The sequence below is a fragment of the Rickettsia endosymbiont of Orchestes rusci genome, assembly GCF_964030945.1.
Taxonomy (GTDB): Bacteria; Pseudomonadota; Alphaproteobacteria; order Rickettsiales; family Rickettsiaceae; genus Rickettsia.
This window is the reverse complement of record NZ_CAXIQG010000004.1, coordinates 682,271-696,551: the sequence shown is the minus strand read 5'-3', so window position 1 is coordinate 696,551 and position 14,281 is coordinate 682,271. Positions and strand designations below refer to the sequence as shown.

Sequence of the window (14,281 nt, the reverse complement as noted above, 5' to 3'; positions counted from 1 at the left end):
TGTTTTGTGGATAGGTAAAGCATGCCCTATGTCATTCCCGCGTAGCATTGGCGTTGTTGCATGGATGGTTAAAATCGCTTAAAACTTGTCATACCGTGGCTTGACCACGGTATCCAGAAAAAATTAAAAAGCCTGACTGGATGCCGTGGTCAAGCCACAGCATGACATCGCGGTACTTTTAAAGAATACCCAAAATATAGCAATTTTCGATCCATGCAACAAAGCCCGTAGCATTGTTGCGTGGATACCCAAACCGTCATGGCGAGGCGCCTCTTGGCGCCGTGGCCATCTAAGTATAAATATATTTTTATACTAAACTTGCCACCTATATAAATTTTTTAGTATTCTAATTAAATCCCTCATTATATTCGGGGTAGTCTGGATGGCTACAGCCACTTCGCGGCTTCGCCATGACGGATTTTTATTAATTTTCGATCCACGCGGGCATTGCCTTCCCGCGCAGGCGGGAATCTAGAAAAAACACTTAAAATAAACAAAATTATATAAAAATTTACTATATAATTCGCTTAAATACTTTCTAGATTCCCGTTTTCACGGGAATGACATACAGACGCAGAGTAAGGTGATTTTCATAATTGATTTCCGAAATCGTTAATGAGGTACGGCTAAATTCAGAAAGCTTCAGACAAGATAAATTTAAAGACGAGCTAAGCTACCGTACTAGAGTACGTGAGTACAGGCGAATGTCGAAAAATTTGCTTGTATCAAGCGATCGAGATGACGCTGTAATTAACTCTCTGAATCGCTTAAATCTTCTGAATTTCCGAGAAGGGTAGCTAAGAATTCTTCTGTAACACAAATAAAGGTATTAATTATTTGTTCAAATAACGGTTTTTCATATTCTCTAGCTTTTGCAAAATATTCGTTACTTTTTTCTATTTCACCGAGCAGCTTATAACACAGTCCGATATTTGTTAAAAGTTTTTTTGCATCTCGGTCGAAGTTGTTACTGCCGAAGTCCATAAGTATTTCAAATTCAGATTCGTTTATATCTAGTAAATTTTTGGCTTCTTCTTTTGTAATTTTAGTTTCTTCTTTATTGGTCATAATATAAGAGTATTCCGTAATTTAATTTTTTATTGTAATGCAAAATAAAGTTTAACCCAGAAATAAATTGAATATTTACTTTCCTAAATAATTGAGAAGAAAATAAAAAAATAGCAAAAGACTAGCTAAAAAGGGTAGAGAAAAAAAGAAATTTTTTCTAACCGGTCTTTTAATATTTTTAAAATTCGGTTGATTTTCTTCTTCAACCTTAATTACAAATAAATTTTCGTCTTTATCAACCATTTTTAACTCCCTACGGTAAATTTATGTGTTTTATATATAAATACAACCTGCTAGCAGTTAAAAGGTGCCAGGGGTTAAGCTCCGTCATTGAAAACAACAACCTTCCACTGCACTTCATGATTTTTGGTCACTTATAACAATGGACCCCTGGCATAACTCTAGTACCAGGCTTAACAGATTGGTTTTTGTAACAATGGAGCTTAAACATTATTAGCGGTTTTCTACATTAATGTAATAATTTAAAGAGTCAAGAGATTTTAGTTGCCGGCATAAAGAAAAATGTAATTACTAGTTACTGATTAGCTTCTAAAAATAAAAAACATGCCTAATATAACCCGAACTATGTATAATTCTTATCCATAGTTCGCGTTAATATAATTAATTTTTGCCAAGATTTACTTTTAAATATATAATGAGTTAGTATTTTAAATTAGTTAGAAAACAAAGCTTAATATCATTAAAGTAAAATTATTAAATATGAGTCAGGAAATAATCTCTATTAATCAAAATTCTGAAATCAAGACCCATTTATTTCATCTTGTCGAACCGAGTCCTTGGCCCGTGCTTACCTCGTTTGCCTTACTTATTTTAGTCATAGGCGGCACAATGTTTATGCATGATTATAAATTTGGTGCTTATGTCCTAGCTTTAGGAAGCGCTTCGGTAATTTTTTGTTTATATTCTTGGTGGAGGGATGTAATAAAAGAAGGAATAATAGAACGGCAGCATACCACGCCGGTTAGAGCGGGCCTTAGAATCGGTATGGCATTATTTATTTTAACGGAAATAGTATTTTTCGGGGTATTTTTTGCTTCTTTTTTTAAATCTAGCTTGTCGCCGGTAGGTATTCTTGACGGTGTATGGGTAGTAAAAGAGGGAATTTGGCCCCCGCCTTCCATTAAAACCTTCGATCCTTTTGATATTCCTTTTATTAATACTTTGATATTGCTGTTATCCGGTAGTACCGTTACCTGGGCGCATTATGCTTTAGAAGAAAATAATCAAAAAGATTGTGCTACGGCTCTTGGTCTTACCGTATTACTCGGAATATTTTTCACCCTGATGCAAGCTTATGAATATCATCATGCGGCTTTTAAATTTACCGATGGAATATATGCGTCTAATTTTTACTTAGCAACCGGTTTCCACGGGGTGCATGTAATAATCGGTACGATATTCTTAACAGTCGGCTATTTTCGAGCAAAAAGAGGAGATTTTACTAGTAACGATAATGGTCATTTAGGGTTTGAATTTGCTGCGTGGTACTGGCATTTTGTCGATGTAGTATGGTTGTTTTTATTTACTTTTATATATGTATTCGGTAGGTGATATTTGATATTTTATTTCAGTCGTATAAAAAATTTTAATAAAAGTAGAATTAATTTAAAATTAATATTAATATTACTGTGATTATAATGTTACTTAAAAATATTTGTTTATGATAGTATTTTATTATATAAAATAAGTATGATTTGCATATATTAAGAAGTTGATTAATATAGAGATAGAGTGTAATATTAATCTTTAAAATAATTATCGAGGTAAATTTATGAATTTTAAACAGTTAAATATAGAATCGCTAGACCAAAATTTTGGGGTACGCTTATTACTTACCTTTCTTAGTATAGCTGCGATTATGATGTCGTTTGATGCATTTGCAAGTGGTGCTTCTGCCGACCCTATCGGGGCTGCATTATGTAATATGATAAAAATATTTAGAGGTAATACGGCTAGAGGAATAGCGGTTGTCGGTATAATTGTTCTAGGAATTCAAACTCTTAGAGGTAAATTACAATGGGAAGTAGCTTTGGTTATAATAGCTGCTATTATAATATTATTTAAAGCTCCGGATATAGTAAACATGGTAGCCGGTAGTGATAATTCAACATGTGGACAAACTAGTATTTCATAAAAAACGTTAAGATAATTATTAGGGCTTAAAAAATCTTAATTATAATAAGAAGTAGAGTCTTTTAAAACTCTACTTCTTTATTAGCGTTGGCGTTGCTGCATGGCTCCCGGAATCGTCATGGCGAGACACCTCTTGGCGCCGTGGCTTGTACCTGTGTTGTTGCATGGCTCTAAAAAAGCGCCGTATGTCATTCCCGCGTAGGCGGGAATCCAGAAAATATTTAAGCGAATTATATAGTAAATTTTTATATAATTTTGCTTATTTTAAGTGTTTTTTCTGGATTCCCGCTTTCGCGGGAATGACATCAAAAATTCGAGACATGCAACAACGCTCGCCATGACGCTTTGGGCGGGTTCTCGAACCAGGCAACAACACTATTAGAGTTTGACAAAGAACTCTATTGAATATCCTTAATTAACCTTGGAACTATATAGCTATGAAGCATTAATCCCTTATCGGTAAGATAGATATTGTTGTCTAATTTTATTAAATTCAATGTTTGATAATAGTTGAGCAGTTTAGTATCTAAGATATTCGTTAACTTCATACCGGTTTTTTGCTCTAAACTATTAATATTTATTCCGTCTTTAAGTCGTAGCCCCATCATTAATATTTCTTCAATCATTTCTTGCAGCGATAATTTAATTTTAGATTGAATTCCTACATTTAACTCATTAACGGCTTGAAGCCATTTTTCTGGTTTATGCCACATCATCATGCTATAAGAAGTTGCCTGTTTAGAGTCCTCAATAATTCTACTATGAGCACCGGGACCTATACCTAAATAATTATCATAATGCCAATAAGCTAAATTATGTATGCATTCGTGATTCGGCAGCGCATAATTAGATATCTCATATCTAAAATAGTTATTAGATTCTAAATAATAATTTGTCCATTCATACATTTCGGCTGCTTTATCGGAATTAGGAAGTATTAAACTACCCTCTTTGAATAATTTATAAAATAAAGTGCCTTTTTCAATAGTTAATTGATACAGAGAAATATGTCCGCTAGCTAGCTGCATTGCTTCCTTTAATTCTTGTTGCCAATCTTTTAAAGTTTGATCACTTCTTGCATATATTAAATCAAAAGATATTTTTGGAAAAATTTTACGAGCTGCTTCAATTATTTTAATAGCTTGCGCGGCGTCATGTTGTCTGCCTAATTTTTTTAAGTCATCTTCTCTTAAGGATTGTACGCCGATGGAAACACGATTTACTCCGGCTAATTTAAATGATCGAAATTTATTAGCCTCAAAAGATGTCGGGTTAGTTTCTAAAGTTATTTCCGTCTGATCATCAATATTAGCTATTTCTTTTATTTTACTTATTATTCCTTCTACAACAAACGATTCCATTAAAGAGGGAGTACCGCCGCCGAAAAAAATAGATTTTATATATTTGTTTTGAATTATATCCGTAAAATGCTCAATTTCTTTTTCATAAGATTTAAGCCAAAGGTTATGATCTATTTTATTTGCAATATGAGAATTAAAATCGCAATAAGGACATTTTGACAAACAAAACGGCCAATGGATATAGATACTTAAATATTTCAAGGGAGTAATATATTATTTATAAATGAAAGGCGGTTAAAGGAAGGTTATTATAAACTGAGTGTTTCTTAGCATTCTGGATGTCATTCGCACGAAAGTGGGGCGTTGTTGCATGGCTCGAAAATTAATAAAAAACTCGTCATGGCGAAGCCGCGGAGTGGCTGTGGCCATCCAGGCTATCCCGAATATATGAGGGATTTAATTAGAATACCAAAAAATTTATATAGGTGGCAAGTTTAGTATAAAAATATGTTTATACTTAGATGGCCACGGCGCCAAAAAGCGCCTCGCCATGACGGTTTGGGTATCCACGCAACAATGCCTTCCCGCGTAGGCGGTAATCCAGGAAATACAAAAAAGTCCCCCTGAATTTATTTCAGGATCTACTACAAGAGATGCTGAAACAAGTTCAGCATGACAATACAAAGTCTAGATTCCCGCCTTCGCGGGAAGGCATTGTTGCGTGAATACCCTAAACGTCATTGCGAGTGACCAAAGGCGTTAGTTGCATGGCTCTTAAAAAGACCTCAACTGTCATACCGTGGCTTGTCCACGGTATCCAGAAAAGCAACTTATAATGGTATTATTTATATATTTTCCTGGATTCCGTGAATAAATCACGGAATGACATCGTGAAATTTGCTATAAATTTGGAGCCATGCAACAAAACTGCGACCAAAGGCGTTAGTTGCATGGCTAATAATTATCGTATTATGGTTATTATAAGTACGGTATCCAGAAAAATCTTAATAAAAAGACCGGATGCCGTGGTCAAGCAACTAGATGACACCGAGACACTTTGCAAAAATTCGAGCCATGCAACAACGCCCCGTTTTCACGGGAATGACATACCTACATACAAATATGTCTGATCTAAAATCAAATCGATTCCGCAGTCGGTTTATTATTATCAACAATTTGTTTTAAAATGAATTTCTTTATTTTCTCAAAAGCGGTATTTTCGATTTGCCTAATACGCTCTTTAGAAATTTTATATTCAGTGCTTAAAATATCTAAAGTTTTAGGAGAATCTTTTAATTTACGTTCCGTTAAAATACATAGCTCTCGATCATTTAAAATTTTCATTGCTTTTGATAACAAACTTCTTTTATTAGTAAAATCTTGTTTATTAATAAGCAATGTCTCGGCACTTGGGCGAGTCTCGGGTAAAAGTTCAATTAGTTCTCCGCTGCTACTATCATCATTATTTATAGAATTATTTAATGATAAATCAGCTCCTGAAAGTCGTGCATTCATTTCGGCCACTTCACTTGTCGTAACTCCGAGTTCAGTTGCGATTTGCGCAAAATCCTGAACTGTGATAGCTCTTGAATATAGATTAGTGATTTTATGCTTAATTTTACTAAGGCTAAAAAATAATTTTTTTTGTGCGGCGGTAGTACCCATCTTTACTAATGACCAAGATTTTAATATATATTCTTGAATCGAAGCTTTAATCCACCACATCGCATAAGTAGATAAACGAAAACCTAAATCGGGATTATATTTTTTTACTGCTTGCATTAAGCCGATATTTCCTTCTGAAACCAATTCTGTTAAAGGAAGTCCATAAGTTCTATAACTGCTAGCAATTTTTGCTACTAATTTAAGATGGCTAGTTACTAATTTATGAGCAGCTTGCAAATTATTTTCTTCAAGGTAAGATTTTGCCAGCGAAAATTCTTCTTCTTGAGAAAGAGAAGGTATTTTATTAATTTTTTGTAAGTAGCTATAAAAACCTGATTCGTTAGAAATTGCTAGTGCATTAACTTTATTAGCCATATATTATACCTATTATCATCAATATCATTAACTGTGTTGCCGTGTATATTAGCTAAAATAAACTAATTAAAGTTAAAGGTCAAGGTTGAAAAAATCTAATAAAAACTTAGCGGCTTCTTTGCTCGGACTAATGCTTAGCATGATATTACTAAGCTTTGCTTCCGTGCCGATTTATAATTTATTTTGTAAAGTTACGGGTTACGGCGGTACTACTAGCCGCGAGATAGTAAATATATATTCACCTGAAAAAGGTAGTCGTGCGATAACTATAGAATTTGATTCAAACGTCGATAAAAATTTGCCTTGGCGTTTTGTTCCTAAACAACGAAGAATTCAAATTACTCCCGGACAAAATACTTTAGTTTTTTATGAAACCGAAAATTTAAGTAATAATGATATAATAGGTACTTCCATTTATAACGTTACTCCTAATAAAGCAGGAAAATATTTTGTTAAAATCCATTGTTTTTGTTTTGAAGAACAATTATTAAAAGCCGGCGAAAAAATACTAATGCCCGTAACATTTTTTATAGATAAAGATTTTGAGCTTGATTCAGAAATGGAGGATGTTAAGGTAATTACCTTGTCTTATAGCTTTTTTAAAGTGCGAGATATTAAAACTAAATAAAAAATTTAGTATAATACTAATTTTTTTAAATAGCTTATTGTAATTTACCGAAAAATCTAATATAATGCACTGTTTATTTAATCTATGCGTAATAAGTTTTTGAGTACACTAAATATTTTTTACTATGATGAACTTGATAAATAAGGACTCTACTATAGTTGTAGCAATGTCGGGAGGGGTTGATAGCTCTACCGTTGCCGCTATGCTGTGCGAACAGGGGTATAAGGTCATCGGTATTACTTTGCAATTATATGATCACGGTTTAGCCGTTAGTAAAAAAAACGCTTGTTGTGCGGGGCAAGACATTTATGATGCAAAAATGGTGGCGGCAAAGCTAGGTATCCCTCATTACGTGCTTGATTATGAAAGCAAATTTAAAGATTCGGTAATCGATAATTTCGTTGATAGTTATATGCAAGGGGAAACTCCTTTGCCTTGCGTGCAGTGTAACCAATCGGTGAAATTTAAAGATTTACTTAAAACGGCAAAGGAACTGGGAGCAGGGGGCTTAGCTACCGGTCATTACGTTCGGAAAGTTATGGGAAATAAAGGAGCAGAGCTACATACGGGGCTTGATCCGCTAAAAGATCAGAGTTATTTTTTATTTGCTACTACTAAAGATCAACTTGATTATTTGCATTTTCCTTTAGGCTATTTGACTAAAGAAGAAACGCGGCGTGCGGCAAATAAATTTGGATTAGGAGTAGCGGATAAACCGGATAGCCAAGATATTTGCTTTGTACCCGATGGCGATTATCGCACGGTAATTAGTAAAATTCGTCTCGATGCTAATGAAAAAGGTAAAATAGTTCATGTTAACGGTTTTGAACTCGGTACTCATGAGGGGATAATTAATTATACCGTCGGTCAGCGTCGCGGGCTTGGGATATCATTTCATGAGCCTCTATATGTGGTAAAAATCGATCCCGTAACAAAAACTATATATGCCGGACCGGAATCGGCCTTAAAAGCTTGCGAATTTATTATTAAAGACGTTAATTGGCTAGGGAAAGGGATTAAGGAAGGAGAAAAACTTGAAGTAACCGTTAAAATTCGCTCAATGAGACCGCCGACTCCTGCTTATGTAAGCAAAATAAGCGATTCCGAGATGAGAATAAAATTATTATCGCCGGAAAAAGCGGTAGCTCCGGGTCAGGCATGCGTTATATATGATAACGACAGGGTACTTGGCGGCGGCTGGATTACTAGGGAGATAAGGTAATTTTTGTTAGGAGTTAACTTAAGGAATAGTATCTGAAGATGTCATTCCCGCGCAGGCGGGAATCTAGAAAAATTATAGTCATCCTGAATTTATTTCAGGATCTACTACAAGAGATGCTGAAACAAGTTCAGCATGACAAGAATGGATTCCCGCCTGCGCGGGAATGACACCGAGAGCGTTTTTAACCATCCATGCAACAACACTAGAGGCACCTCGCCATGACGCTTCCGGTAGTCATGCAACAACGCCCCGTTTTCACGGGAATGACATAAAAATTTATTTTATAATTTGAGGAAATAATGAGTTTTTTAAAGAAGAAAAGTTTTGAATCGATAAAAGAGCTAGGAAGCAGCAGCGGTCTTAGTAAAACTCTTGGAGCATTTGATTTAGTACTGCTAGGGCTTGGGGCAATGATCGGTACCGGCGTATTTGTTACAACAGGAATGATTGCCGCAAAATATTCCGGTCCGGCAGTAATGGTATCTTATGCAATTGCCGGTGTTACTTGTATTTTTGTGGCTCTTGTTTATACGGAACTTGCAACAATGCTGCCAACTTCCGGAAGTATTTATACTTATTCCTATGTTGCATTTGGTGAGATATTTGCTTGGTTAATAGGTAGTGTAATAATTCTTGAGCTTGGTGTGGCAGCCGGGATTGTTGCTGCCGGCTGGTCAGGTTATTTTCAAGGAATATTAGAAGCAGGCGGGGTATATTTACCGAAAATGTTAACGACCGTACCGGCGAACGGTGGAATAATAAACTTACCGGCTTTCTTAATTTCAGTATTTATTGGATTTATTTTATTTTTAGGTACTAAAGACAGCAAAAAACTAAATGCAATTTTAGTTTTCGTAAAAATGGGGGCAATATTTGCTTTTATACTAGCTGCTGCTCCGCATTTTGATGCCACGAATTGGGGAAATTTTATGCCGTTCGGCTTTAGTAATGTTTTGGTCGGTTCTTCAATATTATTCTTAGCATTTACAGGTTTTGGGACGATTGCAACTGCTGCTGAAGAATGTAAAAATCCGAAACGTGATATAATGATTGGCATTATAGGTTCACTGGTTTTGACAACTTTAGTTTATGTAGTGATGGCGGGACTTGTTACCGGTATAGCTCCGTTTGATCAACTAAATAATGATCAACCGCTTGCTTATGCTTTATCTCTTAATAATAGCAAAATCGGTTCGGCTATCGTTGCAACCGGTGCGGTTTGCGGAATGATGACCGTGCTGATGATGAATATTTACGGTACTTCTCGTATTTTTTATGCAATTGCTCGTGACGTTTTATTGCCAAAAAGTTTTGCCAAGCTCCACCCTAAATATGATAGTCCATATGTTACGATTATAATATTTTCAGCGCTTGCAGCATTGTTAGGAGGTTTTTGTCCTACCGAAATTACAATACAATTAACATCCATGGGTTCGCTAATCGATTATACTACCGTTGCTATAATAGTAATGCTTTTTAGAATTAAATTACCAAATGCGCAACGTCCCTTTAAATGTCCTATTGTATTTATTATTGCACCGTTTATTTTACTGGCTTGTTTGTATTTGTTGTTTATACAAATGTATGATGGGGAGTTTAATTTATTAATAGCAGGACGTGCCTTAATATATTGGTTTATTATAATATTTAGTTTGTATATTGTTAGATCATTCTTTGTGAAGAAAGAACGGGTGTAAGTGTACTGATTCAAATTGGATAGCTGAGATTTATGTCATTCCCGCGCAGGCGGGAATCCATTATCCGTCATGGCTCACCGCTGCAAGCGGCGTGGCAATCCAGAAAAATAATAATTTTCATAGCATTTTTTGCTATTTTTTCCCGGATTGCCGCGCGACTTGCAGCGGCGGCGTTGTTGCATGGCTCGAATTTTCGATGTCATTCCCGTGAAAACGGGAATCCAGAAAAATTAAACTAAAGATGTAACGATAACTTACAATTATATAGAAAAAAGCCTTACAAGCTAAGGCTTTTTAGCCTGGATTCCTGCCTTCGCAGGAATGACATAAAGGGCAGCAGGAAGGACATAAAAAGTTGTGAGAATGCCATAAAATAAATTATAGATAAGCCAAAATGACCGATAAGCTTAGACCTTTACGCGGAATGAAAGACCTATTGCCGGATGATTATAAAGTGCATGACTTTATAATTAAAAAGGCAAGAGAGATTGGTGAGTTATACGGCTATGTGCCGATGAGTACGCCGATCCTTGAATATACTAAAGTCTTTAATCGCTCTATGGGCGAGAGTTCTGACGTTATCAGTAAAGAAATTTATAGTTTTTTAGATAAAAGCGATGAATCTATTGCGCTAAGACCGGAATTTACCGCGGGAATTATGAGAGCTGTTATCTCAAACGGCTTGCAACAAAAACTCCCTCTAAAGTTTTTCTCATACGGTCCTGTTTTTAGATATGACCGACCGCAAGCCGGTAGACAGCGACAATTTCACCAATTAAATTATGAGTATATCGGGGCTAACGGCTCTTATTCCGATGCTGAAGTTATAAAGCTTGCAGTAGATATCTTAACAAGTCTTGAAATCGAAAAGGACACAATTTTAGAGCTTAATTCTCTAGGATGCACGGAGTCTAGAGCAAATTATCAGCAGAAATTAGTAGAATATCTCAATGATTTTAAGGATGAATTATCAGAGGAGAGCAAAATAAGGCTGCTTAAAAATCCTATGCGAATTCTTGATTCCAAAAATGAAAATGATCAAAAAATAATAGTAAACGCTCCGATTTTATCCGAATATTATACCGATGAATCTAAAAAATATTTTGCCGAACTGCTAAAATATCTAGATTTATTAAACGTCAAATATAATATAAATCCCCGTTTAGTGCGAGGTCTTGATTATTATTGCCATACTGCTTTTGAATTTACTAGTAAAAAACTCGGCGCGCAATCGACTATCCTTGCCGGTGGGCGTTATGACGGTCTTAGTAAAATTATGGGCGGGGAAAATGTCCCTGCTATCGGTTTTGCTGCCGGAATTGAAAGGCTTGCCTTAATGAAAGAATATAATATATCTTCAATAAGACCCGTATTTATTTTGCCTATCAAGGATAATAATATTGAGCATTGTTTAATAATTGCCGATAAGTTACGGGGGCAAAATATTCCCGTAATTATGGATGCTGCAGGAAAAATGACTAAAAGAATGCAGCGGGCAATTGCCGATAATGCCGGCTTTGTTATTTTTATCGGCGATACCGAGCAAGAAAATAATAACCTAAAAATAAAAGATTTAGATAAAGAAGAAGAGTATTTAATGAGTTTTGAGCAAGTAGTTACCTATTGCAATAAATTACCGTTGTGAGGAGGTAATGCCCGTGTGGATGGTTAAAATCGCTTAAAACTTGTCATACCTAGGCCCCTCCCACGGTATCCGGAAAAACCTTAATAAAAAGACTGGATGCCGTGGTCAAGCCACTAGATGACACCGAAACACTTTGCAAAAATTCGAGCCATGCAACAACGCTATTCACAGAACCTAATGACAAAGTTAAAATAAATATATATAATTTATTAACGTAAATAACTAGTGTAATTCAATGAGTACAACTCCAAATATTCAAGAAACCTTAGAAGTCGTAACGCAAGATCATTTTTCAATTTTTGTTTTAATAAGCTCTTCCGATATTATAGGCAAATCCGTTATGCTAATGTTAGTAATTGCCTCTATTTGGTCATGGGCTATTATATTTGATAAAATTTTTCGCTTAATGCAGATAAGGAAAAAAATTACGGCTTTTGAAAGTATTTTTTGGTCCGGCGGGGTCTTGGATCATTTATATGAGAATATTAAAAGATCAGTTAACAATCCTCTTGCTTCAGTATTCGTATCGGCTATGGATGAATGTAAAAGCCTAAATACTAAAGGGCTTTCCGACGCTCTAAAAACTAGTCATAAGGATAGAATAGTGCAATCGATGTATTTAGCGCAAAATAGAGAAATCGAAAAGTTAGAGAAAAATTTAAGTTTTTTAGCAACTGTCGGCTCTAGCGCACCTTTTATAGGCTTGTTCGGTACGGTTTGGGGAATTATGCATAGCTTCCAGTCTATTGCTACTTCAAAAAATACTTCCCTAGCGGTTGTAGCACCGGGTATTGCCGAGGCTTTGCTTGCCACTGCAATCGGTTTATTTGCCGCAATTCCGGCGGTAATTTTTTACAATTACCTTGCTGCTCGCATAACTTTTATGAACAACAAAATTGAAGATTTTATTAGTGAATTAAATTCTATACTTTCTAAAGCGATTGATCAGGAGAAAATGTAATGGCTATTAAGCTGGGAAATTCAGGCATTAGAAGAAATAAAAGGGCGTTGGTAAGCGAAATCAATGTTACGCCTCTAGTGGACGTAATGCTAGTGCTGTTAATTATTTTTATGGTTACGTCGCCGATGCTAGTATCGGGCATTAACGTTGATTTACCTGAAACAAATTCTAGTCCTATTTCAGGTCAGGATGAGCCGCTCGTTATTAGTATCAATAATAAAGGCGAGGTTTTTCTTCTTGAAACTCCAATAGAGAGAAAAACTTTAACAGCTAAGCTTGCAAATATTACTAAAGAAAAAAAAGACACAAGAATTTTTGTACGAGGTGATAAAAACGTATCTTATGGGGAAGTGGTGGAGGTAGTTGCCGAAATACATGCCGCCGGTTTTTCAAGAGTAGCTCTTATTTCAAATGTTAAGCATAATGAAAAATAAAGATATTCAAAAATCAGGTGATATACGTCAGTATAATAATTTCCTTATTTTTCTTAGTTGCTCGATTGCGCTCCATCTATTTGTGCTGTATTTTTTTCTATTCGGCGTACCTTCACTTTTTGAGAAATTACCGGAAGAGCAAATAATAACCTTTGAAATGTTGCCGATTAGTGATAAATCTAACATTATAACACAGAAAAAACAAAAAGAAAAACCTGTTGAAAATGAGGATGCTAAGAAATCAGAACAGAGTAAACCGAAAGTTAGCGAGGAGCAAAATTTACCTGATAAAAAATTAACGGAAGAGAAGCCGAAGGAAGAACCGCCTATAGAACCTAAAGTGCAAGAAGAAAAACCGATAGAGGAAGAGAAAAAACCGCTAGAAGAAAAAAAGGAAATTATTCCGGAAGAGAAACCGCAAGAGGAAAAATTGCTCGAAGAGAAAAAGCCGGAAGAAAAACCACCGGTAAAGGAAATTAAAAAAGAAGCTCAAATAAAAAAAGAAAAGCCGAAAGAAATAAAAAAGAAGGAAAAAAATACCGATGATTTAGATTCGCTGCTGAAAAATCTAGAGCAATCTTCTGAAGGAAATAATTTAAAATCAAGTAAATATTCGCGATCAAAGCAAGAGGATAAAGGAAAAGAATCTAAAGGAAACTATAGAGAAGGTTCACCGCTTTCTATTAGTGAAATGGCATTAATAAAAAAACAAATTGAAAGACAGTGGAATAATATTCCGGCAGGTGCGCGAAATAATAACAAAGTACAGGTAATTTTAAATATTACTTTAGATAAAATCGGCAATGTGGAACAAGTGAAAATTAAAGAAGCAATTTGCCCTAATATTGCCGGTAGTGTTTGCGAGGCATTAGTCGATAGTGCAGTTAGAGCGGTGTGGCAAGCAAGCCCTATCGAAAACCTTGAACCGGCACGTTTTAATTATTGGAAAGAAATTAATTTTAGTTTCGATCCGAGTAAGTTGTGAATGGATAAGTAAAAATACCTAGGGTGTCATTCCCGTGAAAACGGGAATCCAGAAAAATACTTTTAAGTCATCCTGAATTTATTTCAGGATCTAATACAAGAGATGCTGAAACAAGTTCAGCATGACATAAATAAGGTTGGATTCCC

20 protein-coding genes are annotated in these 14,281 nt (G+C 35.3%); 16 read left to right on the top strand and 4 right to left on the bottom strand.

From position 1 onward, the window contains the following. The first annotated feature begins 145 nt into the window (after nt 1–145). Entirely contained in the window at nt 146–316 is a 171-nt protein-coding gene (locus tag AAHM91_RS07570) for a hypothetical protein (protein ID WP_342270396.1), read from the top strand. Between the two features lie 434 nt (nt 317–750). Here the strand turns inward: AAHM91_RS07570 and AAHM91_RS07560 are convergent, their stop codons facing one another. Together AAHM91_RS07560 and AAHM91_RS07555 are read right to left on the bottom strand one after the other, a co-directional pair. Next, nucleotides 751–1,068 carry a hypothetical protein gene (locus AAHM91_RS07560; protein ID WP_342270394.1) on the bottom strand — a complete coding sequence of 106 codons (318 nt, stop codon included), beginning with the start codon at nt 1,066–1,068 and terminating at the stop codon, nt 751–753. A gap of 75 nt (nt 1,069–1,143) precedes the next feature. After that, a complete protein-coding gene (locus AAHM91_RS07555) occupies nt 1,144–1,311 on the bottom strand; it encodes a hypothetical protein (protein ID WP_253307941.1) in 168 nt (55 codons plus the stop codon). A gap of 477 nt (nt 1,312–1,788) precedes the next feature. Between AAHM91_RS07555 and AAHM91_RS07550 the strand changes: the two genes are divergently transcribed. From AAHM91_RS07550 to AAHM91_RS07540, 3 genes are all read left to right on the top strand, one after another. Continuing rightward, nucleotides 1,789–2,640: a cytochrome c oxidase subunit 3 gene (locus AAHM91_RS07550; RefSeq protein WP_342270393.1), complete on the top strand. Its 852-nt coding sequence runs from the start codon at nt 1,789–1,791 to the stop codon at nt 2,638–2,640. 220 nt (nt 2,641–2,860) lie between these two features. After that, nucleotides 2,861–3,223, top strand: coding sequence for a TrbC/VirB2 family type IV secretion system protein (locus AAHM91_RS07545; protein ID WP_342270392.1), 363 nt, complete (start codon nt 2,861–2,863; stop codon nt 3,221–3,223). 163 nt (nt 3,224–3,386) lie between these two features. Beyond that, entirely contained in the window at nt 3,387–3,563 is a 177-nt protein-coding gene (locus AAHM91_RS07540; RefSeq protein ID WP_342270391.1) for a hypothetical protein, read from the top strand. A 57-nt stretch (nt 3,564–3,620) separates the two neighbouring features. Here the strand turns inward: AAHM91_RS07540 and hemW are convergent, their stop codons facing one another. After that, entirely contained in the window at nt 3,621–4,793 is a 1,173-nt protein-coding gene (hemW, locus tag AAHM91_RS07535) for a radical SAM family heme chaperone HemW (RefSeq protein ID WP_342270752.1), read from the bottom strand. 49 nt (nt 4,794–4,842) lie between these two features. Here hemW and AAHM91_RS07530 point away from each other — a divergent pair, with 49 nt between their 5' ends. Further along, nucleotides 4,843–4,974 carry a hypothetical protein gene (locus AAHM91_RS07530; protein WP_341793782.1) on the top strand — a complete coding sequence of 44 codons (132 nt, stop codon included), beginning with the start codon at nt 4,843–4,845 and terminating at the stop codon, nt 4,972–4,974. Between the two features lie 415 nt (nt 4,975–5,389). Then, entirely contained in the window at nt 5,390–5,653 is a 264-nt protein-coding gene (locus AAHM91_RS07525) for a hypothetical protein (protein ID WP_342270390.1), read from the top strand. 7 nt (nt 5,654–5,660) lie between these two features. Here the strand turns inward: AAHM91_RS07525 and rpoH are convergent, their stop codons facing one another. Next, nucleotides 5,661–6,563 (bottom strand): RNA polymerase sigma factor RpoH, encoded by a 903-nt coding sequence (gene rpoH / locus AAHM91_RS07520; RefSeq protein ID WP_253307938.1) that lies wholly within the window; start codon nt 6,561–6,563, stop codon nt 5,661–5,663. Between the two features lie 85 nt (nt 6,564–6,648). Between rpoH and AAHM91_RS07515 the strand changes: the two genes are divergently transcribed. The 10 genes from AAHM91_RS07515 (at nt 6,649) to AAHM91_RS07470 (ending at nt 14,135) form a co-directional block, all read left to right on the top strand. Then, complete coding sequence (locus AAHM91_RS07515) at nt 6,649–7,191, top strand: cytochrome c oxidase assembly protein (RefSeq protein ID WP_301282637.1); 543 nt, start codon at nt 6,649–6,651, stop codon at nt 7,189–7,191. 124 nt (nt 7,192–7,315) lie between these two features. Then, nucleotides 7,316–8,413: a tRNA 2-thiouridine(34) synthase MnmA gene (gene mnmA, locus AAHM91_RS07510; RefSeq protein WP_342270389.1), complete on the top strand. Its 1,098-nt coding sequence runs from the start codon at nt 7,316–7,318 to the stop codon at nt 8,411–8,413. A gap of 38 nt (nt 8,414–8,451) precedes the next feature. Then, nucleotides 8,452–8,580, top strand: a complete 129-nt coding sequence (locus AAHM91_RS07505) for a hypothetical protein (protein ID WP_342270388.1) — start codon at nt 8,452–8,454, stop codon at nt 8,578–8,580. After that, a complete protein-coding gene (locus AAHM91_RS07500; protein ID WP_342270387.1) occupies nt 8,577–8,705 on the top strand; it encodes a hypothetical protein in 129 nt (42 codons plus the stop codon). The genes AAHM91_RS07505 and AAHM91_RS07500 overlap by 4 nt, the downstream gene beginning before the upstream one ends. A gap of 7 nt (nt 8,706–8,712) precedes the next feature. Beyond that, complete coding sequence (locus tag AAHM91_RS07495) at nt 8,713–10,110, top strand: amino acid permease (RefSeq protein ID WP_342270386.1); 1,398 nt, start codon at nt 8,713–8,715, stop codon at nt 10,108–10,110. 32 nt (nt 10,111–10,142) lie between these two features. Next, a complete protein-coding gene (locus AAHM91_RS07490; protein ID WP_342270385.1) occupies nt 10,143–10,349 on the top strand; it encodes a hypothetical protein in 207 nt (68 codons plus the stop codon). A 155-nt stretch (nt 10,350–10,504) separates the two neighbouring features. Further along, nucleotides 10,505–11,755: a histidine--tRNA ligase gene (gene hisS / locus AAHM91_RS07485; RefSeq protein WP_342270384.1), complete on the top strand. Its 1,251-nt coding sequence runs from the start codon at nt 10,505–10,507 to the stop codon at nt 11,753–11,755. 235 nt (nt 11,756–11,990) lie between these two features. Next, nucleotides 11,991–12,716, top strand: a complete 726-nt coding sequence (tolQ, locus tag AAHM91_RS07480; RefSeq protein ID WP_342270383.1) for a protein TolQ — start codon at nt 11,991–11,993, stop codon at nt 12,714–12,716. Beyond that, entirely contained in the window at nt 12,716–13,150 is a 435-nt protein-coding gene (tolR, locus tag AAHM91_RS07475; protein ID WP_342270382.1) for a protein TolR, read from the top strand. Before tolQ ends, tolR begins: the two co-directional genes overlap by 1 nt. Then, the gene (locus AAHM91_RS07470) at nt 13,128–14,135 is read left to right on the top strand and encodes an energy transducer TonB (protein WP_410526164.1); all 1,008 of its coding nucleotides are present in this window, start codon (nt 13,128–13,130) and stop codon (nt 14,133–14,135) included. Before tolR ends, AAHM91_RS07470 begins: the two co-directional genes overlap by 23 nt. Nucleotides 14,136–14,281: the final 146 nt, after the last annotated feature.

Coding starts and splice junctions, on each gene's coding strand:
- AAHM91_RS07545 (WP_342270392.1), top strand. CDS start 2,861: ATGAATTTTAAACAGTTAAATATAGAATCGCTAGACCAAAATTTTGGG.
- AAHM91_RS07495 (WP_342270386.1), top strand. CDS start 8,713: ATGAGTTTTTTAAAGAAGAAAAGTTTTGAATCGATAAAAGAGCTAGGA.
- AAHM91_RS07505 (WP_342270388.1), top strand. CDS start 8,452: ATGTCATTCCCGCGCAGGCGGGAATCTAGAAAAATTATAGTCATCCTG.
- mnmA (WP_342270389.1), top strand. CDS start 7,316: ATGATGAACTTGATAAATAAGGACTCTACTATAGTTGTAGCAATGTCG.
- AAHM91_RS07560 (WP_342270394.1), bottom strand. CDS start 1,068: ATGACCAATAAAGAAGAAACTAAAATTACAAAAGAAGAAGCCAAAAAT.
- hisS (WP_342270384.1), top strand. CDS start 10,505: ATGACCGATAAGCTTAGACCTTTACGCGGAATGAAAGACCTATTGCCG.
- AAHM91_RS07500 (WP_342270387.1), top strand. CDS start 8,577: ATGACACCGAGAGCGTTTTTAACCATCCATGCAACAACACTAGAGGCA.
- AAHM91_RS07490 (WP_342270385.1), top strand. CDS start 10,143: ATGTCATTCCCGCGCAGGCGGGAATCCATTATCCGTCATGGCTCACCG.
- tolQ (WP_342270383.1), top strand. CDS start 11,991: ATGAGTACAACTCCAAATATTCAAGAAACCTTAGAAGTCGTAACGCAA.
- AAHM91_RS07540 (WP_342270391.1), top strand. CDS start 3,387: ATGGCTCTAAAAAAGCGCCGTATGTCATTCCCGCGTAGGCGGGAATCC.
- AAHM91_RS07470 (WP_410526164.1), top strand. CDS start 13,128: ATGTTAAGCATAATGAAAAATAAAGATATTCAAAAATCAGGTGATATA.
- AAHM91_RS07555 (WP_253307941.1), bottom strand. CDS start 1,311: ATGGTTGATAAAGACGAAAATTTATTTGTAATTAAGGTTGAAGAAGAA.
- rpoH (WP_253307938.1), bottom strand. CDS start 6,563: ATGGCTAATAAAGTTAATGCACTAGCAATTTCTAACGAATCAGGTTTT.
- AAHM91_RS07550 (WP_342270393.1), top strand. CDS start 1,789: ATGAGTCAGGAAATAATCTCTATTAATCAAAATTCTGAAATCAAGACC.
- tolR (WP_342270382.1), top strand. CDS start 12,716: ATGGCTATTAAGCTGGGAAATTCAGGCATTAGAAGAAATAAAAGGGCG.